This is a genomic window from Paenibacillus athensensis (assembly GCF_004514475.2).
Lineage (GTDB): Bacteria > Bacillota > Bacilli > Paenibacillales > NBRC-103111 > Paenibacillus_AL > Paenibacillus_AL athensensis.
The window spans coordinates 338655-364451 of record NZ_MYFO02000005.1; the positions used below are offsets into that span (position 1 = coordinate 338655).

25 protein-coding genes are annotated in these 25797 nt (G+C 58.5%); 2 read left to right on the forward strand and 23 right to left on the reverse strand.

Annotated features, from left to right (window positions below; all coding sequences use genetic code 11):
* Window positions 1–41: 41 nt before the first annotated feature.
* The 4 genes from B5M42_RS12170 to B5M42_RS12185 all read right to left on the reverse strand — a co-directional run bounded on the left by B5M42_RS12170 (window position 42) and on the right by B5M42_RS12185 (window position 4216).
* Window positions 42–1070 carry an ABC transporter substrate-binding protein gene (locus B5M42_RS12170; RefSeq protein ID WP_134751271.1) on the reverse strand — a complete coding sequence of 343 codons (1029 nt, stop codon included), beginning with the start codon at window positions 1068–1070 and terminating at the stop codon, window positions 42–44.
* Window positions 1071–1149: 79 nt separating this feature from the next.
* Window positions 1150–1917 carry an ABC transporter permease gene (locus B5M42_RS12175; protein WP_134751269.1) on the reverse strand — a complete coding sequence of 256 codons (768 nt, stop codon included), beginning with the start codon at window positions 1915–1917 and terminating at the stop codon, window positions 1150–1152.
* Window positions 1850–2689 (reverse strand): ABC transporter ATP-binding protein, encoded by an 840-nt coding sequence (locus tag B5M42_RS12180; RefSeq protein ID WP_134751267.1) that lies wholly within the window; start codon window positions 2687–2689, stop codon window positions 1850–1852. Before B5M42_RS12180 ends, B5M42_RS12175 begins: the two co-directional genes overlap by 68 nt.
* Window positions 2690–2968: 279 nt before the next feature.
* Window positions 2969–4216 (reverse strand): DUF445 domain-containing protein, encoded by a 1248-nt coding sequence (locus tag B5M42_RS12185; RefSeq protein ID WP_167689735.1) that lies wholly within the window; start codon window positions 4214–4216, stop codon window positions 2969–2971.
* 137 nt (window positions 4217–4353) lie between these two features.
* Here B5M42_RS12185 and B5M42_RS12190 point away from each other — a divergent pair, with 137 nt between their 5' ends.
* Window positions 4354–5205 carry a DUF2935 domain-containing protein gene (locus tag B5M42_RS12190; RefSeq protein ID WP_167689733.1) on the forward strand — a complete coding sequence of 284 codons (852 nt, stop codon included), beginning with the start codon at window positions 4354–4356 and terminating at the stop codon, window positions 5203–5205.
* 123 nt (window positions 5206–5328) lie between these two features.
* Here the strand turns inward: B5M42_RS12190 and B5M42_RS12195 are convergent, their stop codons facing one another.
* The 18 genes from B5M42_RS12195 to B5M42_RS12280 all read right to left on the reverse strand — a co-directional run bounded on the left by B5M42_RS12195 (window position 5329) and on the right by B5M42_RS12280 (window position 22617).
* On the reverse strand, window positions 5329–5982 hold the full coding sequence (locus B5M42_RS12195; RefSeq protein ID WP_134751529.1) for an HD domain-containing protein: 654 nt from the start codon (window positions 5980–5982) through the stop codon (window positions 5329–5331).
* Between the two features lie 275 nt (window positions 5983–6257).
* The gene (locus B5M42_RS12200; protein WP_167689731.1) at window positions 6258–7274 is read right to left on the reverse strand and encodes a TrmB family transcriptional regulator; all 1017 of its coding nucleotides are present in this window, start codon (window positions 7272–7274) and stop codon (window positions 6258–6260) included.
* A gap of 32 nt (window positions 7275–7306) precedes the next feature.
* On the reverse strand, window positions 7307–7660 hold the full coding sequence (locus B5M42_RS12205; RefSeq protein WP_134751260.1) for a darcynin family protein: 354 nt from the start codon (window positions 7658–7660) through the stop codon (window positions 7307–7309).
* 273 nt (window positions 7661–7933) lie between these two features.
* Complete coding sequence (locus B5M42_RS12210) at window positions 7934–8602, reverse strand: RloB family protein (RefSeq protein WP_134751257.1); 669 nt, start codon at window positions 8600–8602, stop codon at window positions 7934–7936.
* A gap of 2 nt (window positions 8603–8604) precedes the next feature.
* A complete protein-coding gene (locus B5M42_RS12215; RefSeq protein WP_134751254.1) occupies window positions 8605–9918 on the reverse strand; it encodes an AAA family ATPase in 1314 nt (437 codons plus the stop codon).
* Window positions 9919–10041: 123 nt separating this feature from the next.
* Window positions 10042–11058: a LacI family DNA-binding transcriptional regulator gene (locus B5M42_RS12220; protein ID WP_134751252.1), complete on the reverse strand. Its 1017-nt coding sequence runs from the start codon at window positions 11056–11058 to the stop codon at window positions 10042–10044.
* A 255-nt stretch (window positions 11059–11313) separates the two neighbouring features.
* A complete protein-coding gene (locus B5M42_RS12225) occupies window positions 11314–12558 on the reverse strand; it encodes a DegT/DnrJ/EryC1/StrS family aminotransferase (RefSeq protein WP_134751250.1) in 1245 nt (414 codons plus the stop codon).
* A complete protein-coding gene (locus B5M42_RS12230) occupies window positions 12555–13691 on the reverse strand; it encodes a 2-deoxy-scyllo-inosose synthase (protein WP_167689728.1) in 1137 nt (378 codons plus the stop codon). The genes B5M42_RS12225 and B5M42_RS12230 overlap by 4 nt, the downstream gene beginning before the upstream one ends.
* A gap of 40 nt (window positions 13692–13731) precedes the next feature.
* Window positions 13732–14742, reverse strand: coding sequence for a hypothetical protein (locus tag B5M42_RS12235; RefSeq protein ID WP_134751246.1), 1011 nt, complete (start codon window positions 14740–14742; stop codon window positions 13732–13734).
* A complete protein-coding gene (locus B5M42_RS12240) occupies window positions 14739–15701 on the reverse strand; it encodes a hypothetical protein (RefSeq protein ID WP_134751244.1) in 963 nt (320 codons plus the stop codon). Before B5M42_RS12240 ends, B5M42_RS12235 begins: the two co-directional genes overlap by 4 nt.
* On the reverse strand, window positions 15698–17284 hold the full coding sequence (locus B5M42_RS12245; RefSeq protein WP_134751242.1) for a hypothetical protein: 1587 nt from the start codon (window positions 17282–17284) through the stop codon (window positions 15698–15700). The genes B5M42_RS12240 and B5M42_RS12245 overlap by 4 nt, the downstream gene beginning before the upstream one ends.
* Window positions 17284–17718 (reverse strand): 3-hydroxyacyl-ACP dehydratase FabZ, encoded by a 435-nt coding sequence (fabZ, locus tag B5M42_RS12250; protein ID WP_134751241.1) that lies wholly within the window; start codon window positions 17716–17718, stop codon window positions 17284–17286. Before fabZ ends, B5M42_RS12245 begins: the two co-directional genes overlap by 1 nt.
* On the reverse strand, window positions 17715–18563 hold the full coding sequence (locus B5M42_RS12255) for a sugar phosphate isomerase/epimerase family protein (RefSeq protein ID WP_134751239.1): 849 nt from the start codon (window positions 18561–18563) through the stop codon (window positions 17715–17717). Before B5M42_RS12255 ends, fabZ begins: the two co-directional genes overlap by 4 nt.
* The gene (locus B5M42_RS12260) at window positions 18560–18805 is read right to left on the reverse strand and encodes a hypothetical protein (RefSeq protein WP_134751237.1); all 246 of its coding nucleotides are present in this window, start codon (window positions 18803–18805) and stop codon (window positions 18560–18562) included. The genes B5M42_RS12255 and B5M42_RS12260 overlap by 4 nt, the downstream gene beginning before the upstream one ends.
* Window positions 18789–20438: an ANL family adenylate-forming protein gene (locus B5M42_RS12265; RefSeq protein ID WP_134751235.1), complete on the reverse strand. Its 1650-nt coding sequence runs from the start codon at window positions 20436–20438 to the stop codon at window positions 18789–18791. The genes B5M42_RS12260 and B5M42_RS12265 overlap by 17 nt, the downstream gene beginning before the upstream one ends.
* 4 nt (window positions 20439–20442) lie before the next feature.
* Window positions 20443–21114: a beta-ketoacyl synthase chain length factor gene (locus B5M42_RS12270; protein WP_134751233.1), complete on the reverse strand. Its 672-nt coding sequence runs from the start codon at window positions 21112–21114 to the stop codon at window positions 20443–20445.
* The gene (locus tag B5M42_RS12275; protein WP_134751231.1) at window positions 21114–22361 is read right to left on the reverse strand and encodes a beta-ketoacyl-[acyl-carrier-protein] synthase family protein; all 1248 of its coding nucleotides are present in this window, start codon (window positions 22359–22361) and stop codon (window positions 21114–21116) included. Before B5M42_RS12275 ends, B5M42_RS12270 begins: the two co-directional genes overlap by 1 nt.
* Window positions 22354–22617, reverse strand: coding sequence for an acyl carrier protein (locus B5M42_RS12280; RefSeq protein WP_209280671.1), 264 nt, complete (start codon window positions 22615–22617; stop codon window positions 22354–22356). Before B5M42_RS12280 ends, B5M42_RS12275 begins: the two co-directional genes overlap by 8 nt.
* A gap of 499 nt (window positions 22618–23116) precedes the next feature.
* On the opposite strand from B5M42_RS12280, the gene B5M42_RS12285 reads away from it, so the two are divergent.
* Complete coding sequence (locus B5M42_RS12285; RefSeq protein WP_134751229.1) at window positions 23117–23776, forward strand: YfjL-like protein; 660 nt, start codon at window positions 23117–23119, stop codon at window positions 23774–23776.
* 157 nt (window positions 23777–23933) lie between these two features.
* Here the strand turns inward: B5M42_RS12285 and B5M42_RS12290 are convergent, their stop codons facing one another.
* Window positions 23934–25772 (reverse strand): S-layer homology domain-containing protein, encoded by a 1839-nt coding sequence (locus tag B5M42_RS12290; RefSeq protein ID WP_167689726.1) that lies wholly within the window; start codon window positions 25770–25772, stop codon window positions 23934–23936.
* Between the last annotated feature and the right edge of the window lie 25 nt (window positions 25773–25797).

Below are 25797 nucleotides of genomic sequence, written 5' to 3' on the forward strand. Positions count from 1 at the left end.
TTCTATATGAAGCCTGCGCGGCTGCGGCAAGCCGGACCGCTTTACGGCTTTTCGCTCTCCAGCTCCTGCAGCATGGACAAGTCGAAAAAGTCGCTTAAATTCAGCTCTTCCTTCTTCACACCCTTGATATAACGTGCGTCGATCGAAACCTTGGCCATTTGCTCCACGGCCTCGCGGCTGACGCTCGTCGTCAAATCGAGCCGGTTGATGGAAGCGCGGATCAGCGCTTTGTCCATCCCCTTGCCGCTCAGCTTTTTCAGCTGGCTGTTGATCAGATCGTACGCTTCATCGGGATGCGCATGAATAAAATCGATCGCTTGACGGTTCGCTTGGATCGCTCCCTTGACCAGCTCACGCTGACGCTCGATAAACGTGTCGCTGGCGACCATAATCACGGTCGGGTAATGGCCGTCATATGGCGGTATGCCCTGCCAGTCGACAACAATCCGGCCGAGTCCGGCCTTCTCCAGCTGCGTGCCCCACGGCTCGGGAACGAGCGTGGCATCCGCTTCCTTTTGCCGGAAGGAGATCAGCGTATCAGCCGGAGCGCGCACGATCAGGTGCGCTTCGCCCTGTTTTTTGCCGACGCCGATACCGGCCTGGGCCAGCAGCAGCCGCAGCGAAATTTCATTGGTGTTGCCCTTCGACGGAATGGCAATCGTTTTGTCCGCAAGATCCTTGACGCTGGCAATGCCGGCGTCGCTGCGGGCCACCAGTACCGCGCCGCCGTTATTGGAGCCGGAGACGATGCGGAAATTGCGGCTTTTCAAATAAAACGTCGTCGCCGGGCCGGGGCCGACAAAGCCGATATCGATGTCGCCCGTCGCCATAGCAATCGACAGATCCGAGCCGTTGTCGAACGCCGTCACTTCAATGTCCACATCATCGCCCCAGAGCTGCTGGAAGTAGCCTTTTTGCAGGGCGATGTAAGCGGCGGCGTGCGTCACATTTTTAAAAACGCCAAGACGTACCTTATGCGCTTTACTGCCTTCCGGCACGGCGCTGCCGCAAGCGGTCAAAAGCCCGCTGGCCAGCAGCATCAGCGCCAGCATCCATGCTATTTTTCTCATTCGTCGTTCTCCTGTCGTACCTTGATAGGCTCCGTTAGGATGGGCGCGCCTGGCACCGGGCATCGCCCGCCAAGCCGCTTTATTTCGCTTTCGAGCCGGCGAGACCGTAACGCTCCAGCACCTTGTCTTCCAGACGCTTGAAGCAGAAGTGGTCGGACAACGTGCCCAGCACTGCAATGATAATGACGATGCACAGCATCAGGGACGTGTCGCCGAGGTTGCGCCCCTCCTGCAGCAGCTGCCCCAGTCCCGTGCCCTTGGCGATCAGCTCGCCCGCAACGAGCGCCCGCCAGGCAAACGCCCAAGCGACGCGAACGCCGTTGATCAGATGCGGGAAGGCTGCGGGAATCATCACCTGCACGAACATCTTCAGCCCGTTGCCGGTGCCCATCGTCTGCGCGGCGCGCAAATAAATCGGCGGGATGTTCTTGATTCCCGTCCGGCTGGACAACGCCATTGTCCACGTCGCGCCCAGCGTCGTAATGAAAATAACCGCGGCTTCATTCAAGCCGAACCAGATAATCGCAAACGGCAGCCAAGCGATGCTCGGGATCGTCTGCAGAGCCACCACGACAAAGCCGATCGTATCGTCGAGCAGCTTAAAGCGCGCAAACAAAAAGCCGAGCGTCGTTCCCAGCGCAATGGAAATGATAAAGGACACAATCAGCCGGCGCATGCTGCTGAGCGAAGCCGCCAGCAAATCGCCGTGAACGAAGCCGTCGTAAAACGCCTGCAGCGTCTGCGTCACCGAAGGGAATTTCCAGCCCCAATCAAAAAGTCTAAATCCCGCCTCCCAAGCTATCAGCAGCAGTACCAGGAAAATCGTTCTTCTTAATGCTGTACTCATCGCCGGTCTCCTCTCTTACAACCTTCTCCAGCTCGTCGGCAAGCGCCGCCATGATGGAATTTTCCACATGATGCAGCACGGAATCCGCGCTGTCCCGCGGCCGGGCGGCTTTGACGGCGAATTCCTTTTTGATCTTGCCGGGACGGGTGGACATGACGACAACCCGATCGGAGAGGATGACGGCTTCGCGAATATTGTGGGTAATAAATAAAATCGTTTTGCGCGTGCGCATCCAGATTTCTTCCAGTTCCTTGTGCAAAATCAGGCGCGTCTGCTCATCGAGCGCAGCAAACGGCTCATCCATGAGCAGAATCTCCGGGTCCATCGCCAGCGCCCGGGCAATCGCCGCCCGCTGCCGCATGCCGCCGGACAGCTCATGGGGATAACGGTCGGCAAACCGGCTGAGATGCACGGATTTGATTTGCTCCATCGCCATTTCGTGGCGTTGCTTCTTGCCGATGCCCTTCTGCTTCAAGCCGAAGGCTACGTTATCGAGCACGGTCAGCCACGGGAACAGGCCGTGCTCCTGGAACACGACGACGCGGTCGGCTCCGGGTCCGTTGACCTTTTTACCGTTAATTTCAATGATGCCTTCGCTGTGGTCCTCAAGTCCCGCCACGAGATTCAGCACGGTCGATTTGCCGCAGCCCGAAGGACCGAGCAAGGAGACAAATTCGCCGCGGCCGATCGTCAAGGAAATGTCGTCAAGCGCTTTATAGCTGCCGCCGATGCGCTGCTCAAACGTTTTGCTGACCTGATGAATACGAATCAAGGACGCTCCTCCTCAAGCGGCAATGGGCTCAAGCCCTGCTCCGCTTATACCATACCAATTTTATCGGAATTAGTTTGTTTGTCAATCGTTATGTGGCTCCTATCTGAACGTCCGGTGAACATGTGGTCGGAGGGTCGATAGCGAGTTGGAACAGCGACAGCAGCCGCCTTTGTGATCGGATTTCACCTCATCTGATGCATCGATTCAAAAAATCCGGCTCAACAGCGCGTCGAAGCCGCTATCGACCGGAGGACATCGGCTGCTCACCCACCGAGTCGGCTAAAACAGCAGCTTCAGACCAGCCAGGCCCAGCCCGATCAAAAAGCCGCAAATCGCCCCGTTGACGCGAATCCATTGCAGGTCCTTGCCGACCCGATCCTCCATCATTTCAATCAGCTTGTCGTTATCGAGCTTGTCCAGGTTTTCCTTGACCAGTTGGCCGATTTTGCCGTGATTGTGCTCGACGTAATCGAGAATTTGCTCGCGCACCCAGCTTTCGCCGGCCTGCAGCCGCTCCTCGTTATCGCGCACAGAAGCCAACACCCGGCGCACGGCCGGCAGCGCATACCGCTCGGCAAACTCCGGGCTGTCGACGAACGCCTCGGCCTTATCCAGCAGCCGACGCAGCAGCGCCTCCAACTTCTCGTCAAGCGCCAGCATGTCCGGCAGCTTCTCCTTGAGTCGTTCCAGCTCGCTCAACAGCTGCGGCTGCTCGCCCAGCTTATCCAGCTCCTGGCGGATATACCCAAGCACTGCGGTACGGCGCGGATGACCGCTCGTGCGCAGCTGCTCTGTGTACGACAAAATAAAGTTTTGCAAAATCCCGCCGATTTTCTCCTCGCTGAGCATGCCGATGAACGCATTAACCGCGAACTGCATAAAGCCGCCCGCCTGCAGTCCCTCGAACGCCTTGATCGCCATGCCGCCAAGCTGATCGCGCGTCTCGCGCTTGAGCGCCCAGCCGTCTACCTTGTCCAGCACAAAATCAAACGCCTTGGCGTCATAAGCCTGCTCCTGCACCTGGGCGACAACGCCTTGGAGCAGCCTTTCGGTATCCAGCTCCTGCAAGCCGGAGCGCGCTGCTTCGGCCAGCCACGGGGCCAGCTGCTGCGGATCGACCGCCTTCAGCGCCTGCTTCGCAGCAAACACCAGCGCGCTGCGCACCGCCTGCGATTCCAGATGCGCTTCGGCCAGCTCCAGCGCCTTGGACAGAAACGGAATTTGCTCCAGCCGCATGCGAATGGTCGCTTTGGACAGCAGCTCATTTTCCACGGTATGGACGAGCGCGCGGGTGATTTTCTCCCGGTTGCGCGGCAGCAATGCCGTATGGGGAATCGGAATGCCGAGCGGATGACGGAACAGCGCGCTGACAGCAAACCAGTCGGCCAGCCCGCCAACGACACCCGCCTCAAAGCCGCCCTGCAGGAACGCGCCCCAGGCCGTTGCGGCTACAGGCAGCGTAGCGGCAAAGCCGACGCCCATTACGCCGAGCGATATGCCGGCAATATGTTTAGCTTCTTTTTTCATAAGCGCAGACACTCTTTCTCTCATTAGTTGAATTGCATCTCTTCTATTTTAACACAAATGTCGGCAATTTCAGTTCTCAACGCCGTCTATGTCGAATAAACATCGGGAAGAAGCGGAAAAAAGGGGGCGACCACGCTGTGATAGAGTGCTACATATCGCCTTGGCAGGAGCATTTGTTTTGGGTCAGCATTTCGCAGGATCACGCCATTTTTGTCGAGCAGGCGCTGGCACCGGGCGAAACGCCGCTGATTGAGACCGCGCGCGGGTACAAACGCGCCTTCGGCGAGCTGCTGGAACGCATACGCCATACCGATCCGGCGCTGCTGGAGACCAGTCCGGTCATGGTCGAGCTGTCGCAGGCGGTCTATCCGGTCATGCTCGGCTACTATCAGTTCGAGGGCGAGCTGCAGCGGCGGCGGATGAATAACGAGATCGTGCTGAGCCTGACGCCTTCTTTTTTTAACGGTACGGGATTGGAAAGCGAGGAATATTTGCGCATCCTAAGCTATTGGACGCGCGGCGTGCCTTACCCGCCGCTCACGCTGGTGCAGCTGATGGGGATGTGGCTGGAGGATCAGCTCGGCCATGCGGTTCTGCTCCGCGACCATCTGGACCCGGCCGAGATCCAATTGATTGTGCAATGCGACGCGTTCATCCGGCAGTTCGAGGGCTTTATTCTGCAAAATGAAGCGATCAAGCTGTTTCTGCACTACAATGCGCCGAATTTTCCCGCGCAGCGCAAATTTGCCAGACAGATCGCCCAGGTCGTCGCGGCATTCTATCGGTTTGTCGAAGGCGTCGTCGTTCAGTATAAAAACACCGAGCTGCTCAGCCGCCTGACGCTGCGCTTCCTTGAGCATCATTTGCCGGAGACGTGTTATTTCCTGAGCAAGCTGGCCTGCTTCAATATCGCCGTGCGCGAGATTGAGGATTGTCAGCTGTTGAAGCCGTCGTTTCCGTGGAACATCGGAATGAACGGCGTGGTGTGAGGAGTTAGGAACGGATGCCGGGACAAAAGACGGAGCGGGGCGCTGAAGAGGACGCTGGGCGTAGACTCGACGATCACGTTCCGATTGGCTGCGGAATGGTCCCGGCGCGCAGTAAAGGAGGGCCTACAGCTCGCCCTCCCACTCCCGCTCAAACTGCTGCAAATACAGCTCCATGAAACGATGCCGCCCGTCCGCCAGCGCGCGCGCCGCGTCCGTGTTCAGCAAATCGCGCAGCTTGAGCAGCTTCTCATGAAAATGATTGATCGCCGTGTCATTGCCGCTGCGATACTCCGCCTCCGTCATCCGCTCGCGCGGCGGCAGCGCCGGATCATGCATCGGGCGGCCCTGCCAGCCCGAATAGGCGAACGTGCGCGCAATGCCGATTGCGCCCAGCGCATCGAGCCGGTCGGCATCCTGCACGACGCGGCCCTCCGGCGTGCGCATCGGCGGCCGGTCGCCGCCCTTGAACGACATCGTGCCGATGATCTCCAGCACGTGTGCCGCAGCCGCATCGCCGGCTCCGCTCGCGGCCAGCCACTCGCGCAGCTCCAGCTCGGCAGCCGCCGGATCGGCGTGCAGCTTGTCGTCGGCAACGTCGTGCAGCCACGCGGCCAGCTCGCACACGAAGGCGTCGGCGCCCTCGGCAGCGGCCAGCCGCCGCGCGGTGGTCACGACGCGCCGCACGTGCCACCAGTCGTGGCCGCTGCTGTCGCCGGCCAGGCAGGCGCGCGCATACGCCTCGGCGGCAGCGAGCACGCCGCGCTGCGCGGCGCTCATCGGCGGCGCAGCGGCTGAGGCCGCAGCCGGGCGCTCCGCAGCGCAGCCGCTGCCTTCCGCTTCGCCGCGTTCCGCTCCGTCAGTGCTGCGTTCGGCTCGCTCGGGGGCCGTGAGCACGGCCTCTTCTCCGGCGCTGCGCCCGACTCTATCCGCAGCACATTGCTCCGCTCCCTCAGCCGCGCCGGCGCTCACAGCATGCCGGTCCGCGGCTGTGCCATCGTCCCCGCGGGCGGCTTTGCGCGTCAGCTCCTGCGGTTGTCCTCCGGACGAGCCGCTCATTTCTTTTTCTTCCGCTTTCCGCCATCGGCTTTGCCCTCACCTTTGCCCTCGGCCTTGCCGTCCGCCTTGCCCTCGCCCCTGCCCTCGGCCTTGCCTTCCGCCTTGCCCTCACCCTTGCCCTCGCCCCTGCCCTCGGCCTTGCCTTCCGCCTTGCCCTCGCCCCTGCCCTCGGCCTTGCCTTCCGCCTTGCTCTCGCCCTTGCCCTCCGCTTTGCCGTCCGCGCCCCTGGCTTCTGTATACTTCTGGATCAGCCGCTTGAAGTTTTTGCCATATTTGTCCTCCAGCTTAGGGCCCATATCCTTGTGCAGCTCGTACATCACCAGATCGTGGAAAAAGTTATTGAGCAAAAGCGCGGCCATCGCCGGATGCTCGGTCAGCATCGCCTTGGCCGGTTCGCCCCCGCCGCCGCGCGTGCCGATAATCGCCAGCCGCCGATCCAGCAGCAGCGTGAATTTCCGCCCGTGCTCCTGCCGCCACGACTCCTCACGGCCATGCGGCACGCATTCGATGCCGTCCAGCTCGGTCTCGCCAACGAGCGAGACCAACACGCGCGCTCCGCCCGCTTGCGCCAGCCGCAGCTCCGGAGCCAGCAGCCCGGCCTCCTCCGCCCACAAATCGCACAGCGCCTCCTCCCGCGTTTGGCGCAGCTCGGCCCGAATCCGCTCCAGCACCTTCTGGTCACCCTCCACGCTGAAATATTCCGTGCGCATAGCGTCGCGCTTGGGCAGATGCTCCTTCACGAACCGGATCGATGCCTGCAGCTCCGCCTCGACCCTGTCGCCGATCTCTTCAATCGGCACGCTCTGATAATGCGTCGGCTCGCCCTTGCTGGCCAGCGCTACGCCTTTTTCCACCAGCTTTTGCAGCGCGACATACACATTCGAACGCGATACGCCCAGCCGTTTGGCAATTTCGTACCCGGTCATCGCCCCCGTCTCCAAAAGCACATGCAGGCATTTGGCCTCCAGCTCGGTAAAACCGAGATTTTTCAAATGCAACACCACTTCTTCCATCGCCATTCCCCCTTCCGGCTCATGCCGCCCGTTTATACACTTTGAGCGTCCCGCTCCATGCCGAGCACTTCCGTCTCATACGCTTGAAAAGCATTTTCGATGCCACACACCACATCTTTGATCCGCAAATAGCCGCCAGCGAACGGCTTGGAATCCTTCAGCTCCTCCCACAAGCTGTGGTACGCGCACAGATCGTCCGTCAAGCAGACGACAAAATCCGTACAAGCCCCGCTGAACGCATCGGCATCAAAATACCGCACCTGCACCTTGCCCGCAGACCTCGCCACAGCAGCGTACATGCCGGCTGCATTCGCCCGCCGCTCCTCGCGCGACAACGCCAGCCAGGAGGCATCCACCTCCAGCAAAACCACAAAGCAAAACGTCATCGGAAAGCACCTCCTTATTAGTAGTTCTTTATAAGACTACTATAATTCCGGTTTCCATTTTTTGCAAACGTTTTTTTCTCTCGACACGTCGCTGTCAATTGCCAATCGCTCAGTTGTAACGCCACGGCCCCCGCACGTCGCCTTGGTCAAACCCCTGAATCGCGCTTTGCGTTCCCTTTCCTATCCGCCACAGCCCAAAACGCCCTTTGACGCAAAAATCCCCTCCTGCAAGATGGACTCCGCCACCCCTGCCGAAAGGGATTCCCGATACGTTTATTCCTCATCGATCAAATATTGATTCAAAATATCAACCAGCTCATGGACCGTCGTCGACGGATTTTGCATGCAGGGATCGTGCTTGCCATCGCGATGGAAATGAAATTTCCGCAGCTCCTTGGCCCAGCGAATCGCCAGATGCTGGTTTCCAAGCTCCGCCAGCAGCGCATAAATACCTGGGTCCGCCTTGCGGTATTCCTGACATAAATATTCGCTCAGCTTGTCTTTATATTGATCTCTGGACAACGCCGTATCGACAAAAGCAAAATGCAGCAAATACCACAGCTCAAACGCTTCATTCGTAAACGCGTAGCGAATTCGCTTGCGCTCGCACAGCGCGATCGCTTCATTAAACTGATCCTTGGAAAATGAATCGCGATCAAACACGCACCATACCTGCACATACGGCGTTCCCCGGTCCGCGGCCTGCTCCTGCAGCCTCACTGCTTCTTTAACGAGACTGAGCGTATTTTTCCCTTCCCCCTGAATATCCAGATCGATCACGTCGGTTTTGACCGGAAACGCCCGAAAATAATTCGGCTCCGTTTTTTCGCCCTCGCAGACGATCAGAAACCGTTCGCGCTTGGGCCGGCGATTGGCCCCGGAGCGGTCGTAGCCGTCTTCCTTTTGCCGCTTTCGCTTGTGATGCAAATCGTCCGTCCCCATAATCAGTACTCCTCCAAAAATCGATGCAGGTCGCCAATACGGGGAATACCGCCATATTTACCGAGCATGTAGTCCTTGCCGTAAGAGGCATCCTTACGGACCTTGCGGTCTTTTCTTTCCTGCGTTTCTTCTTCGTCCAGCTTGTAGTCGACGAGCGAATACAAATCGGTTGCGCCGTAACGGTCCTTTTCGGCAAACCATACTTGATCCCTGCGTAGCAGCTCCTTGGTCAGATTGGTCACATCGTGCGTAGCAAAAATCAACTGGGCATTTTTCGTATTCACATCGTAGGAGTGAAACATTTCAATGATTTTTCTTGTCAGCAAGGGGTGCAGCTTGGCATCAAATTCATCGACGACCAGCACGCCGCCCTCGGTCAGCTTCTCCAGAATCGGGCCGGCCATGCTCAAAAATTTCTTGGTGCCTTCCGATTCGCTGGCGTTCACATCAAAGATACTATGACCTACCGGCTGGTGATTGCCGTCAAATTTCGTGTGAGCGCTGACGAACATCTCTGCGGAAGACAACTGCTCCATCAGCTCTTTGGGAATTTCCATCCCCGTCGGCAGCCGCAGCTCGTCAACCTGCAGCTTCTCCATCTTCAATTCATCAATCGCAAAATCGGCAGCCTGAACAAAGCTGAGAATTTGACTGCGGTATTGAAGATTCTCCATCAATTTGAGCGTATACCCCATCGAATTATTCGAGGTGCCGGACAAAAAATTAAACTCGCGCATCCATTCCAGCAGGCTTGTCGCGATCGGACCGTTAAAATTCGCCACCACGGAAATAAACAGCGCGTTGCTGCGCGTTTTTCGCTCCATTCCCTTAGCTTCCTCGTAAAAAGGCGTGCGCGGCCGCACGGAAATGTCGTCGTTCTCGCGGACAAACAGCATCACTTCGCGATTTTTACTCAAATCCGGCCGGTAGAACAGCCACTCCTCATGGACGCGTTCCTTGTCGACCACAAAGCCATAGCGATACAAAACCTGATTCTGAATAAACACCATTTCAAAAAGGCTTGGCTTATGCTCCGTTTCCGTGCTCAGCCGGAAGGGCTCCACCTCCAGCTCTTCGCCTGCTTGCGAATCCTTCGAGGAATGAATCACCAGCCGTTTCATGCATGACATCGCCGCAAACAAATTACTTTTTCCACCGGCATTGGCGCCATACAGCACAGCGGATTTCAGCAGCCTGAACTTCCCCTGCCCAAACACATGCGTATCCTCGTGCTCGCTCACGGGGCCGGCCACCATGCTAAACGTCACTTTATCCTTGAAGGATAAAAAGTTTTCCGTACTGAATTGAAGGAACATGTATCAAGTCCATCCTTTATAACCGCCTATTTTAAAATCGAAATGTGGAACCTCTTAGTATAATTATAAGCCTCCGGATTAAAAAAATACAGTTTTGCGAGAAATTTTCTCACAAAACTGTACTTATTGCTGCGAAATCAGCGCTATAACCGAATCGCGCACAACCAGCTCATGCGCCAGCTCCGTCCGCAGCTCGCACGCTTCGCCGTCGAGCACCTTCAACAGCTTTTGCACCGCGCCATAGCCAATCCGAGCAATCGGCTGGCCCACCGTCGTCAGCGGCGGAATCGCCATCGACGCCATCCGGGTATTGTCGAAGCCAAGCACCGATACCTCAGCAGGTATCTTCACTCCGACTTCATGCAAATAGGACAGCGCGCCAAGCCCCATCTCGTCGCTCATGGCAAAAACCGCCGTCAGCTCGGGATAGCTGCGGTGCAGCCGCTTCATCGCCTCATAGCCGTGCTCGAACCGATAATCGCCGTACGCTACGCAGCGTTCGACATCCAGCTCCAGCCCGGCGTCGCGGAGCGCGCGGAGAAAGCCCTGCAGCCGCGGCAGCCCGGCTACCGTATCGGCAGGCCGGCCGCTGATCATCGCAATCCGCCGATGCCCTTGGCCAATCAGGTAGACCGCCCCGTCATACGCCGCCTGCTCGTCATTCACCTTGATCGAAGGAATGTCGTATTCCAGACTATGCGTTGCGGCCAGCACCAGCGGCAGCCCCGTGGCGCGCAGCAGCTCGTAATCCTCGGAGGATACCGGCTCACTCATGAAAATCAAGCCGTCTACCCGTTTTTCCGCCATGACCTGGAGCGAGTCTCCGAGCCGCTTTTTGTTTTTATCCGTATTGCTCAAAATGATGTTATGGCCCATCTCACGGGCCGCATCCTCCATGCCGCGAATCGCTTCGGCGTAATACGCGTTGGACACATCGGGCACAAGCACGCCGATCGTTTTCGTTTTTTTGAAAATCAGCCCGCGGGCCAGCGCATTGGGATGGTAGCGCAGCTGCTCGATCGCCTCCAGCACACGCTGCCGCTTCTCTGGGGCCACAATTTCCGGGCTGTTCATGACGCGGGAAATCGTACTGATCGAAACGTTCGCCAGCTTGGCTACATCCTTGATCGTCGTTTTCATGATTCACAATCCTAGCATTTAAAATGAAAGTCAGTCGTGCCGTACCGTCAGAATTGTCAAGTTTAGTAAAGTTATATCAATCATTCATCTGCATTCAGTCAAGTCTAGTCAACCACACCCTGCCTATACCGTCAAGGTTCCGGTTCGGCTTTTTTTAGGCGCTCCTGCGCGTCCTGCAAGCCGCCGTTGTCCCGATAAAGAAAAAACTGCCCAATGCTGGACAGTTCGGTAAGATAACAAATTCTGCGATGTCGGTTACCGTGAGCTCTTACTGGCTGACAAGCCGCGGAACGCTTGAACGATATCGGCCAAATCCTCCTGCTCCGCCAGCAGCATGGAATGGTGAAACACAATGCCGCATGCATGCGCCTCGTCGCAATGCGGCAGCTCCAGCTCGCCGGTTTGCAGCGCTTCGCGATAAAACGGCTCCAGCTCATGCACGCGCGGATGCGGCGCATACAGCGGATTTCGGTGCAGCGGAATGTATGGCGGATGGAGCATGAAATCCTCCATTTGCAGCAGCACCTTCAGTTGGGCAATCGCTTCCCCCGCGCTTTTGCCAAAACGGTCGGCATCGATCCGCACGACGTAGCCGTAGTACGTCTGCCGCTCGACACCCTCCCGGCGGCGCATCGTCAGCACGCCGGGAATGCTCCCGAGCTGCTCGTCCAGCCAGCGCGCGTTCCGTTCGCGCTTGAGATTCTGCGCGTCCAGCTTGCCGAGCTGGTCGAGCAGAATCGCCGCCTGGAACTCGGAGATGCAGCGATTCGTGGCGAAGCGCGAGCGCCCCGTCACGAGCTGCATCGCGCCAACAGGCGTCGCTTGCGGATCAAGCAGCGTGCGCGCGTTCCACGCCGACTGCTCGATCCGCTCCTTGAGCGTGGCGTCGTCGGTGAGCGCCGCGCCCCCTTCGCCGCAGGTCAGCACCTTGCCCTGCTGCATCGAAAACACGCCGATATGCCCCAGCGTTCCGGCATATCGGCCCTTATACACCGAGCCGTGGCTATGCGCGGTGTCTTCTACCACCGATAGCCCGTATTCGCCGGCAATCGCCATAATGGCGTCCATGTCGGCCATGCAGCCGTACATGTGCACGGGAATGATCGCCTTCGTGCGGGCGCTCAGCTTCTGCCGGATACTGTCCGGGCTGATGCAGAACGTATCCGGCTCGATATCGGCAATGACCGGAATCGCATTGACGGACAACACCGCAATCGCCGGGGCCACCCACGTGAAGCCCGGCACAATCACCTCGTCGCCGTAGCCGATGTCCAGCGCCTCCAGCGCCGCAATCAGCGCCGACGTGCCGTGGTCCAGCGTCACGCAATGCGCAGCGCCGTTATAATCGGCGAAAGCGCGGGCGAAGCGCTGCTCCATCGTCGCCTGGCCCATGAACGGGCCGCTGATCGCCCATCTGCCGCTGTCGAGCACCTCTTGCAGCTTGGCCAGCGTTCCTTGATCGGCTTCCGGCCAGCGGGGCCATGTTCGGATCGTTTTCATGTTCCCATCACCGCACTTTTCGTAGCGACTAGCTGCTCTTCGATGACTTCCAGAATCAGCTTGTTGTCGACCAGCGTCACATATGCTTCGCCGTCGCGCGCCAGCTCCCCGAGTCCGCTCAGCAGTATGAGCGCGGTTTTGCCCGACTCGGCTTGACGGTAGCCGCGTTTATTGTCTTTTTTCATATACGCCTCAATGCCCGGAAGCAGCTCGGCCGACGGCCGAATATCGACACCGATCGCGTCAATCAGACGGTCGTGCTGCTCGACCTCGGCGGGTGCGAGCAGGCCGATGCGGCGGGCAATTCGCGCTGCGCAGCGCATGCCGAACGCCACGCATTCGCCATGTACGAATTCGCCGTCGCTAACCAGCTCCAGGGCATGGCCGATCGTATGGCCGTATTCCAGCACGAGCGCTTCCTTTTTCTCATAAGGATCGTCGCGCATGACCGCCGTTTTGGCATCGATGCAGAAATCGATAAACGTCTGCAGCTCCTCGGCCGAATAGACATTGTCAGTACGCAGCAGCGGCTGCAGCGCCGGAATATGCCCCGGCTTGATCGTCAGCAGGTTCTTCACCAGCTCGCACATGCCCGCCCGCACCTCGCGCGCCGGCAGCGCTTCAAGGAAGCTTAGTTCGACGCAGACGAGCTGCGGCGTATAATAGAAGCCGGCAAGATTTTTGCCCGCTTGCAGATTCACCGCTTGCTTGAGCGACAGCACCGAATCGGAAGCCGCCATCAGCGTCGTCGGAATGTGCAGCAGCGGCAGCCCGCGGAACAGCAGGCCGGCGACAATCCCGGCCACATTGCCGGTCACGCCTCCGCCCAAAGCGACAATCGCCGTGCGCCGGTCCGCTCCCAGCGCAATCGTCTGCTCGGCCAGCTCCTGCACCGTCGTCAGATTTTTGCAGCTCTCGCCTGGCGCAAACCGCAGCACATCGGCAGGGGCCACAGCAGCGAATACCGCCTTCGTTCGCGCCACGATCCAGTCGGGAATGCCGGTATCGGCAATCAGGACAAAGCGGTCATACGGCTTGTCCGCGAGCCAGCCCGGCAGCGCGTCCAAGCTGCCCTCCCCGGAAACAAAATCATAGGCAAACGGTCCGAATTGCACCTTTCTGGATTTCATCATCCATCTCCTTTGCTTGTCCGTTTTTCGAGCGTTCGTCCCTCTAGCGTCCATGAGGCGCAGGCTGCGGCTCTGAATGCTGCTGCGCTTGCTCAGCCAGCCGAATCTCAAGCTCCGCTCCGACCTGCTCCAGCACGGTTGCCTCCAGGGAAATCAGCTTTTCATACTCCTCCAGCAGCCGCTCGTATTCCGCAGCCGAACGGCGGCCGACCGTCATCGGAACCATCATATTCACCAAATCCCAACGGGCAACCAGCGACTGCAGCGCCTCCAGCGCGTCCGGCTTCAGCCCGGCCTGTCCGGCCCACTCGGCGAATTGCTGACGGCTTTTGGTAATCAGGATTTGATGCCCCATAATTTTATAGATCTCGTCATGCAGATTCATCCCCGGCGCAGGCTCCAGATACAGCTCCTGCATCCGTGCAGCAAACGCCCGGCCAACCCGCAAGCTGATCTGCGGATCATAAGCGCGGATTGCAGCCAGCGCCAGCGCCGGCAAATGATCGCGGTCCAAAGCGGCTTGCGCCTCTTGCGGATCAGCGACGGGAATGACCAAAAACGGCGTAAAACGCCCCTGCTGCCGGTAATTAAATGCCGTGTCGATCATTTGACCAAGATAGCTGTCTTCCACCTTGTACAATTCCCCGTGATACTGGTCGTACATGACGAAACGATCCTCGGCCCAGTCCACGATCAGTTGGAAGTTCCAGTAATCGTTATCGAAATTCGTCGGGTCCAGCACCGAATAACGCAAATTAATCGCGGCCGGCAGCACTCCCTGCTCCCGCACGAAGCGTTTGGCGAACGCCACCGCGCCCTCCCGGCCGTCCATAGCCGGAAACGCCATGTCCGTTCCGATTCGCGTCAGAAATTGCCGCGCCGCCCCTTCGGGATGCAAGCCGACCAGCTTGCCGTCGAAATGACCGAGCTCAAAATAATTCGGTGCCATAAACACCGCTTCCGGCGCAAAACGCAGCCCGTGCACGTCGGCCAGCGTGTTATAGACACTTGCCAGCACGCAATTGAAGGCCGGCTTCAAGGTCTCTTTGCTCATCGGGCTCCTTCTCCTTCCAGCGCCGCGTTCCGCGCGGATAAGCTGCGCAGCAGCGTGTTTTCATTATTGATCAGCTGCGTATAAGCCAGCTCCAGACGGTCGAACTCGTCAGCCGTGCGGCGCGCCAAGGCCATGCCAAGCTGGTGGCGGTACGTTTCCCACAGCTCGCGCAGCTGCTGCACAGGCTGCACATCGGCCCAGCCCGCTTCCTCCAGCGCCGTCTGGAACATATCCCGACATTTGATGATGACATGATGATAGTTCATCAGCCGGTACATCTCGGTTTCATTCGGACGGCTTCCCGTGTAGCGGTGCAGCCCGCGGATAAACGAAACGCCGGCCTGCAGATTGTCCTCCAGCGGATAGTCGGCGGCAAATGCCGCCAGCTCCGCCCCGCTTCGCCGCTTGCTCTGCGCCTTGCGCCGCACCTCGGCTTCCGGCTCGATGCAATCGGCCAGCAAATACGGCGTAAACTTGCCCTCAAAGCGATAATTGAACGGCGTATCGATCGCCAGTCCCAGCTGCTGCTCGGGCATGAAATAATATTCATTTTCGAATTGGTCGAACATCCGAAAGCCGCCGGGCTCACGCGCAACAATCAGATGGAAATGCCAATAATCGTTATCGAACGGCAGCGGGTCCAGAATATCGTAGCGCAAATTGATGCTTACCGGCAGCACGCCGCGATGGGCCAAATGCCAATCGATATAAGCAAAAGCTTCCGGCAAGCCGGCAAATGGCGGATAGACGAAGCCTGCACCCACGTCATGCAAAAATTCCAGCGACACCTCCTCCGGCGACACGGTCATCAAGCAGCCGTCGGCGTGAATGACCTTGAAATAGGAGCGATTGAAGCTAACCGAACCGACATCGGCGGGAATGCCGTGTATCGTTTCGAGGTAATTGCAGACGGTCGCGATGACGCAGTTGAAGCCTCCCTTGAGCGGCGGCGTGTTCATACGGGCAGCTCCCTCCTTCCGGCGAAAATCCGCTCCATCAGCGCGAGCACGGCACGAGCCCCGCCGCGTCCCTGAAGATCGTCCAGCAGCGCCTTGCGGCGCGGTTCACCCTCCGTGGCGTGAAAACGGGCGATCGTCTCGCGGGCCAGCCGCTCAATCGTCTCCGGCGTCAGATCGGCTTCGCCGCCAACCGTTGCGAAGCCCGCTTCGGCCATCCGGGCCGCATTGTAGCTGCGCTCGAACATATCGGGAAACAGCAGGCACGGCACATTATGGCTTAACGCCGACATCAGCATGTTATGCGAAGCCGGAAAAATCGCCAGCTGCGCCTTCGCCATCACCGCTTCGCCCGGCACAAACCGCTCGAAGCGAATCCGTTCGCTCTGCGTCGGCAGCTCCAGCGAATCGGCAATTTCATTAAACTTACCCAATGCGAAAATGACCCGGAAGCCCGTCGCCTCAAGTCCCCGGTACAGCGCTTCGAACGCTTCCTTCGTGTTGATGCCGATCGGCAGCGAGGACAAATAGACGTAGACCGTCGGTGTGCCCTCCGGCTCCTTGCACCAGGCGTCGAGCCAGCTCGGCGTCTCGGCGAACAGCCCCTTGGGAGCGATCTGACCGACATAATGAACGCCGGTTCCGTTCGGGCCGGTTATGCCGCTCAGCTCCGCCTGTTTGCCTTGACCGGCCAACTGCGGCCGACCTGCTGGCTCGGACAATCCCACCGGACCAGCGGGACTGGCCTGACCGGACATTTCCACCGGACCAGCGGGACTGGCTTGACCGGACATCCCCGCCGGATCAGCGGGACTGGCCTGACCGGACAATCCCACCGGGCTGGCTGGACTGGCTTGACCGGACGTCCCCACCTGGCTGGCTGGACTGGCTTGACCGGACGTCCCTACCGGGCTGGCGGGATTAGCTTGACCGGACATCCCCACCGGGCCGGCCAGATCGGCATGCTTAGCCAGCTCGGCCAGCTCCGCCAGCTCCGGCTCCAGCAGCGGGCTCGTTGGCGCAACGCGCGCCTGGCTGCGGTCAAACAACAGCTCGCCCAGATGGCCGACCGGCGGCAAGCCGTAGCTCGTCAGCACGCGATTCCATGCGCTGCGCATGCGGCGCAACACCAGATTGCGTTGCGGCAACTCTTTTTCCACCTGCTTGTTAAAATCCGGATGCAGCGGCCACGTCACGAGCGAAACAACCTCAACCTGCTCCAGCGCTGCAGAAGCGCCAATCGTGTACTGCTCGTCGTTCCAGATCAGATCGGGACGGAATTCGCGAATCACCTCGCGCTCCCGCTCAATGGTCTCACGAATCGGCTTGTCGTCCCCGTAGCCGGAGACATACATGACGTCTTCATACGTATGAAAGCCGAAAAACAACTGCGTCTCGCTAATAAAATCCGGCTTCGGCGTCGTCGCGTAACAGGTTACGCCGGCAGGAGCCCATTCGTGGTACGAAGCGGGCGCGAGAAACGCAACCTCATGTCCGGCCGCCAAAGCTTGCTCGGCGACGGCAATCGAGCGCACCGCATGGCCAAGCGTTTCCGTCCAGCTGCTGGCAGCGAGCAAAATTCTCATCACGCGCCCTCCTTTGGCGAAAACACGACCAATTCCTCGATCTTGACCACCGTTTTACCGTTTACCGACGCTTCGGCCCGGCCTTTCGTAAACGGTCCTTTGCAAACCGTAATCTCAAAATACAAATCCAGACGATCTCCCGGCACGACCGGCGCGGAGAACTTGATCTCCTTGATCGATGCGATCATCCCTTTGCGGGGACCGCCGTCCCCGATCTCGGCAGGTGCGCCCGCAAACGCCCCCAGCTGCGCCAGCGCCTCCACAATCAGCACCCCGGGCATGATCGGATCGCCGGGAAAATGTCCGGTGAAAAACCATTCGTTATGGCTGACGTGCTTATAGCCCTTCGCCCACTGTCCCGGCTCGCGTTCCGTCACCCGGTCGACCAGCAGAAACGGATACCGATGCGGAAGCACGGAAAATATGTCGGTCATGATGCCGTCGCTCCTCCTTTTTTCACAAGCTGTTCATTCAGAAAACCGATCTCCTCGCGGAAATGGCGGACGGACGGCAGGCCGAACCATTCCAATGTTACCGCCCCGTCATAGCCGCGTTCCTGCAGCAGCGCCACCACAGGCTCCACATCGACGACGCCCTCCGCCAGCGGCGCCAAATCGCTGTACACACCCATTGGATGATAAACATTGGCCATCGCGAACTGCTCGGTGACGTTCATCGCATTTTTCAAATGGACATGCTTGACGTGCGGGAACCAGCGCTGCAAGCATTCCAGCGGTACGCCGAACTCCCAGACGTGAAACACGTCAAAGTTGAGGCCGATCTGCCGCCAGCGGTTGGAGGCAATCGCCTGTACGAAGCGGTCAACCGCTTCGGCGCGGTCGAGCAGCGTCCCCGGATGCGTTTCGAACGCAATCTGCACGCCGTACTCCTGCGCGAGCGTTTCGCTTTGACCGAGACGCTCCAACCAGCGCCGCCACGTCTGTTCATCCGCTTCCGCGCTGGACATCGTCCCGGTGAACAGCCGCAGTACCGGCACGCCCAGCTTGCGGCAATGGTTCAGCTTAACGCCAAGGTCGCGAGCCCATTTGTCCGCACTGATCGTAAAATCGGTGCCGTTCAAATACGCGCTCAGCACGTGCACCGGCAAGGCTCCAGCCGCCGGTTCCGCCGCTTGACGGTAAATCTCCGCTTCATGCCGCAGAAGATGCGGCTCCCACAGCTCGATGCCTTGGAATCCGCTCTGGGCGGCCAGCTCCAGCAGCTCCGTATACGAAAGCAAATGATAGCGAAACGACACCGTCGTCATCGTCCATTTCATAGCTGGACCTCTTTCGCCAGCCCGTCGACAAACTCGTACACCGTGCGGATCGTGCGAAAATGCTGCAAATCGACTACGCGGTAATCGATGCTGATCCTGTACAGCTCCTCCAGCTCCGAGATGAGCCACATGAGCGACATCGAATCCAGATTCAGCTCCTCGTCAACGCCCAGCTCCTGATCGAGCGAGACGAACAAGCTGGATTCCAGCACTTTTCGCTTAATATCATCGATGTGAACCATGCAAACACTCCTTTATCAGTTCCCCCTTATTGATCTTGCCTGCCGGAGAGACGGGAATCTGCTCAAGCGCCCGGAATCTCCGGGGCACCTTGTAGTCGGCCATCCGCTCGCGCAGCCATTGTCCCAGCTCGGAGAATTCGCCCGGCCGTTCCGGCTCCCGCCAAACGACGAACGCTTCCAGCACCGAACCGGCTACAGCATGCTCGTAAGCGACAACGCAGCTTTCCTTCACCAGCGGATGGTTGTTCAGCTCCCCCTCCACCTCCTTCAAATTGACCTTCAAGCCGCCGATGCTCACCTGATCGTTGCTGCGGCCCTGAATATATAAATAACCGTCTTCATCCAGACGAACGATGTCCTGTGTAAGCAGGGTCCCGGAAGGGCCAGTGCCAGTATCAATGCCGAAGGGGCCAGTTCCAGTGCCTGCTCCTGTCTCAACGCCAGCACCTTCGCACCAGTTTAACTGCTCAGTCGCATAGGGCGACTGCGGCAAACTGATCGCAAGTTGATTGTCCTCCAGACGCGCTGCGGCGATGTGCGGCGCTATGCGTCCCACGCTGCCGGGACGGCTGCCGGCAAAATCGACGGCGATATAGCCGACCTCGCTCATGCCATACTGCTGGCCAAGCGGCAAGCCGATCGTCTCGCTGTATTTGGCCGTCAGCTCGGCCGGCAACGGTCCTCCTGACGATAGCAGCAGCGGCTTCGCCGAAAGCGTCGGCTTGCTGCGCTCCAGCTCGCGGGCCAGCAGCTGGTAGTGGAACGCAACGCCGTACACGTGCGTGACCGCTTCGTGTTCCATCAAAGCGACGAGCTGCTGCGGCTTAGGGTCTTCGGCATACAACACGAGCCCGCCCTGGCGCAGCGTCGCCGCCGTTGCCGACAGCATGCCGAACGAATGGCTGACCGGCACGAGACACAGCACTCGGCTGTCCGCGCCCGGCGCCCCGTCCTCCAGCTGATAATGCGCCCATTCCCGCTCCAGCGAAGCGAAGGTGCGCACGATCATCTTGGGCAGGCCGGTCGAGCCGGAGCTGAACAGCACCAGCGCCGGCTGCGCCGTCACAGCGCCCTGTGCGGGCCGATCCGGCGACGTTCCGGCTGCGGGCCCCGCAGCGCCGGCCATAGCGCCGGTTGCCGCTGAGGCGCGCTCGTTCAGCGCCGGCACGTCGCCGCCCGCTGCCGCCACGTCGGCGTCAACAGCCGCGGTCTCCGCAGCCGCCGACGCCTCGCGCCGGAACGCCGCGTAGTCCGCGGTTGCCGGCGCCCAAGCAGCGACGCGATCCGCCACCTCGTGGCGGAACAGCGCCAGCAGCCCGCCGGCCGGCGGCTCCGCCGCTTGCACGAGCGTGTCCGGCGCAAACGCCGCCAGCCGCAGCTCCTTCTCGCTCGCTGTCAAACGCTGGTCGAGAACCAGGACGCACACTTCCAGCGTCCAAGCCGCCAGCGCCCATTCCAGCAGCGTAAACGAATCCGGCAGGTCGATGGCCAGCCGGGAAGCCCCGGCCGCTTCGCGCTCCAGCCGGCTGCGCTTCTCCGCGACCCGTCCGGCCAGCTCGCCATAGCTGACCGTGACGCCGCCGCAGCGCAGCGCCGGGCGCTCGGGTTGTCGGTTGTCGATGATCATCGCCATCGTCCTACCTCAACCCGCTCGCCATGCCGTGGTACGCCGGCTTGTCCCGCCCATCGGCGGCTCCGCCGTCCATCCAGGCCGCGAACGCTTCCAGCGTCATCAGCGGCTCGCAGCCGCGCCCGGCTGCCAAAGCTGCCGGCTCCAGTACGGCCGTGACCACACCGCCGCCGAAGCTGGCCCCCTCGCGGCCGCCGAACTGCTCAACCCACGCCTGAGCGCGCCATGAAGGCACGTCGCAGAACGTCACGGCCACAGCGTCGGCATCGCCGTCGATCAGCCAGTCGGCAGCTTGCTGCAGCGCCAGCTTGACGCCGTTGCGGCTTCCGCCGAGGCAAGTCATCGGCCCGTGAATATTCAGCTCCTTGGCGAGAAAGCCGATGATCGCGCTCGGCACCGACTGCGGGAACATGATCGGGCTGATCTTTTTGCCATTGATCATATCGGTCCATGTCTCCTGCTGCGTCACGGCATCGGTAAACATGCTGGCCAGCATGATGCCCCGGCGGTCGGTCGGCAGCGATTCGCGCGTCAAAGCCGCCTGCTCGGCCGCCATCTTCACGCTGTGATAGATCAGCGGATTAAACGGCGAACGCACAAACCCTCTCACATTCGGAGCAGGCTCCCCCGCACCCTGCTGGTGAAGTCCTGTTACCACGATTTGCCCAACCTCCGTCATTACGCCTCCTCCCTTCTGAACAGCAGCGTGCAGTTATTGCCGCCAAACGCGCTGGAATTGGACATGACCGTGCGCAGCCGCTGACGTCGCGCCCCGTCTACCACATAATCCAGATCAAGCTCGTCCTCCGGTCCCAAATAGTTGGCCGTTGGCGGTATCGTTTGCTCCAGCAGCGCCAAAATGCTGATCACCGCTTCCACGCCGCCCGTCGCTTCGAGCATATGGCCGGTTACCGATTTCGTCGAGCTGATCGGCACCACACTCGCATGATCACCAAATACCTGCTTATACGCCTTCGTTTCACTTCGGTCGTTGAGCGGCGTACCCGTACCGTGCGCATTGATATAGTCGATCTCTTCGATCGCGCAGCCCGACTTGCGCAACGCCATGCGCATCGAGCGCGCCAGCCCGTTACCGTTCGGCTCCGGCTGCGAGACGTGAAACCCGTCGGAGCTGACGCCCCAGCCGAGCATCTCGGCCAGCACCGTCGCCCCGCGGCGTTCCGCGCTTTCCAACGACTCCAGCACAAGTATCGCCGCTCCGTCGCCAATCAAAAGACCCGTGCGGCCCTCCGAGAACGGCCGGACCACATCGTCGGCCATCGCCCGGCTTGAATCGAAGTTGAAAAACACCTGCGGATGCAGCACGTTCAACCCGCCAACCAGCGCGCAATCCACACGTCCCTTGCTGATTTGGTCAAACCCGTAGCCGATGGCATTAGCCGAAGCAATACAGGCGTTCGTAAACGCCAGCTGCGGTCCTTCGGAACCGATATATTCGGCGATAGCCTCCGCATGCGCAAACGGATTGGCATCATGAATCGGCAGCATCTCTCCGTCCGCCGTAGCGAACGTCTTACGGCTCGCCGTCGCCTCGGCAGCAGCCGTGCCGTCCGCCGGACTCGTCTGCAGCACGGGCTGGAACTGCTCGTAGAACTCGCGCAGAATGGCCCCTTCGCCAAGATTCCCGACAGCCACCGCCGCCTGCCGCAGCACCTCAGCATCCCGCGTTACATCGAGTCCGGCCATCGCCAGCGCCTGCTCCGTGCAGTACTTGGCAAATGACCGATACGATCGCGGACTGACCGGCGCTTCTCCTCCCCGCTTGGCCACCGCCGTCGACGTGTCAAAGCTGCTGATCGGTTTAAAGCCGTGAATGCCTTGGAACGCGTTTTCTTTAATGACCTCTGGGCCGTATCCGAATGGCGTAATGACGCCAAAGCCCGTTACGACAACCCGTTTACTCATGTCCGACCGTCTGCCCCGTCAAATAGGCGCACAGCTCGGCGACGTTCATCTTGCCAATTTTCTCGATATCCGCATCCGGCACCTTGAGTCCGTATTTCTCCTCCAGATTGACGATCAGCTCGAACATGGAAATCGAATCGAGATTGTAAGCCGCTTCCACCGCCGCCGTTTCATCGATCTCGCCCGGCGCGTCCATATTCATCTTCTCCGTGCACACCTGCACAATAAATTGTTTAAGCTCCTGAATCTTCTCCATCTTCATTAATCTCCTCTCATGATTTGGATGTTGTTGAAAAGCTTTTCAAACCTGGTTGTCATCCTTCCCGACCGGAGCCCGTCTTGCTCACTGAAGCTGAAAAGCTTTTCAAAAAACGATTTCGCATATAGCATACACGAAAAACCGTAGCGCTTCCAGCAGCTCCCGGGCCAGCCTCTCTCTCCCAATCTAGGAAACTATTTTTCGAAGTCATTTTACCATTCATTTCCGCATAATTCAACAAATTATTAGAATTATCGAGTCATCGTCCAAAATCAAAAAAATTCGGCAAAATCCCCTTTAAATAGACAAAATACCAAGGTATCTGGATGTAGCCAAACGATAATTTGTTGATTATTAAAAATCGAGATTGCTTTTAATTTGCGGAATGTTGCAAAAAAACGCACAAAATGCGCAAGAAGGTTTGCGCGCTATTTTTTATTTTTAGCTGTATGATAAATTGTGGATAAGTTTTTATTAGGTAAGGAGTTGTGACAACATGATCAGAATCAAAATAATATCAATTTTGGCTGTAGCGAGTAGCGTAATTGTTTTTGTATTTGCGCTTAATTGCTCCTTGTACGGTACGCCTCGGGAAAAAGAGGAATTTCAAAATAGAGTAAGCACGTTTCTTAAACAAAAGTACCCTGAAATAAATATCACTACAAATTCTGTCAGCTATAGCTTTAAAGAGATGAACTATTATTCAACTGTTACTACCGGATCTGGACTTACTATTCATACAACCACTTACAATGATGTTTTGGAGGATGACTACTATGTTGCTCTCTGGGAACAACGATTGACTGACAACTTTCAAGACTATCTTCAACGGAACTCACTCCTGACCCCAAACGTTCGGGTAACAATCAACGCTAGCAACAAGGAAATGGAGAAATACAAAAATTATACTTCTTATAGCGAATTTAGTAAGGAAATTTCTGATAAAACTACAGCATACCTTAGCTTCGTTCAGCCACTAGAAACGAATGGGGCAATTCTACAACAGTGTTCTCAAGTTATACAGTGGATTAAAATGGAAAATTATAATCTTAATTTAACGTTTGTATTCGGGGATAACACGGTTCGTGGCATTTCCAATGCTGATATGTCAAGCATTGCTACTTTACAAGATGTGAAAGAACAGCTTGTAAAGTAAAAAAGAGCGAGCATGTACAGTTCCATGCACGGCAGGGCGTGCCGGCGGCTTGCCGATCTCGATTGAACAAGGCTGCGGCACGTGGCGCACAAAAAAAACCAGCCGCCGAATGATGTTCGGTGACTGGTTTTTTAATGCTATATTTTTCAAGCTCACATCACTCGTTAATCAAATCCGCCTCAATCAACAAACGGCGAACCATCACAGCCGTCTGCGCCCGCGTAATTTGCTGGGCCGGGGACAGCTTGCCGTCTGCGCCTTGCACAATGCCGAGCTTGATCGTCGAAGCCACTGCGGCTTGCGCCCAGCCGCCTACGCTCGCACTATCGCTGAAGCCGCTCAACAGAGCGGCCCGCTCGTCGGCAGACGCCTGCTCAAGCTGCGCCAGACCGGCAGCGCGATTGATCATCACCATCGCCTCGGCGCGCGTAATCGAAGCATTCGGCTGGAACGTGCCGTCCTCGTAGCCGTTAATCAATCCGTACGACGCCGCTGCCGTGACGGAAGAACGGAACCAGTCTCCGGTCCCTACGTCGCTGAAGCTTACCTGCGTGCCAGCTTTGTCGCTGTGCAAACCAAGCGCGCGCAGCAGAATCGCCGTAAACTCGGCGCGGGTAATCGTCCGTTCCGGCGCAAACGTATCGTCAGTCGCCCCTTGAAGGATCAGCCGCGAAGCCAGATCGTTCACCTCGCGCTTCGCCCAGTGCTGCTCAACGTCCGCGAACGTCTTGGGATGCCAGACGACGGCGTAGGTGCTGTTGGTCAAGCTTTTGATTTGCGCGTAATATCGGCCGTCCTTCTGCGTGATTTTCGTCGGCACGTGAACAAGATTGCCGCTTTCGTCCGCTACGACGCCGGTTGTGATTTGCGACGGGTCCACCCCGTCGGGAATGGCGATTTCCCGTTCCACGTAGCTGTTGAACTGGCTGACCTCCACTTTTTTATCCCCATAGCTGGCCTGCAATTCAAAATCGACCGGCGACGCGACCACGCTCATGCTGCCGCCCTTGGCCGAAGCCTGCACCTGCTGCGCCTTATCTGCCGATGCTTCGGAGATCGTGATACTGACCTTGATGTCCTGCAACGCCACTTCCTTGCCGATTTGGCCGGATACGTCGTCGATTTTGATTTGCGCTGCGGGCAGCGTATAGCTGGCCCGAGCCGTCTGAATCGCCAGCACCGCTTCCTGGCCTTCCATCGTTTTGACAAGTTGGCCGTTCAATTCGCCGACAACCACGTCGCTTTCGTCGCTAAACGGCAGCAGGAGCGTTTTCAGCTTGTTCTGATTCAACTGCTCGATCACCTTGTCCGTATCGACCTTTAACGTCGTGACGGTTTTGTTATCTTTCTTGACGGTTGTGCTCGTCGCCGAATTTTCCTGCTCCTTGCCGTTGACGACGACCTTAACCTTCTTCTCCTCGGTCCCGGTGATCAGCGGCGCGCTGGATGGCTGCATCACCGCCACCTTGCCGGGCGTCAGCGCAACCGACAGCGCGTGCATATCGCCGTCCGTGAACGTCAGACTCTCGGGATCGGACGTATTGATCGACAAATCCTTGCTGCCCGGCTTTGTCGCGCTTTTGGCCTGGATCTGGAGACGGAACAGCTGCTGCGTGTTGGCAATCAGATGATCGCCGCCTGAGGAGTCCACCCAAATGACGCGTACCCAGCCGTTCGTATTGTCCACATACGATTTGAAGCACCCTTGGGGCGACGTTGCGCAAGCCGTATCGTCCTCGACGCCATAGGTCGGCTTGACAGCCACAACCTGCAATGCCGTTGGATCAAAATCCACCTGCATATTGTACGATCCGACCGGCGTCGCAGGCTGCTGCAGCGTCACCGGGACGTAGGTCGCCTGGCCTGTCGTGACCGTCACGTTGCCAATCGTCACCTGAATGCCCGGCATCGGCGTGGCCCATGCCGTTGCGCTTGCGGCCTGTGCCGCTGACACCGTCAGCAGCAGCGCCAGCGACGCCCGTCGCAGGGATTTCATAAGCTTCCTTGTTTCAAGCATAGTG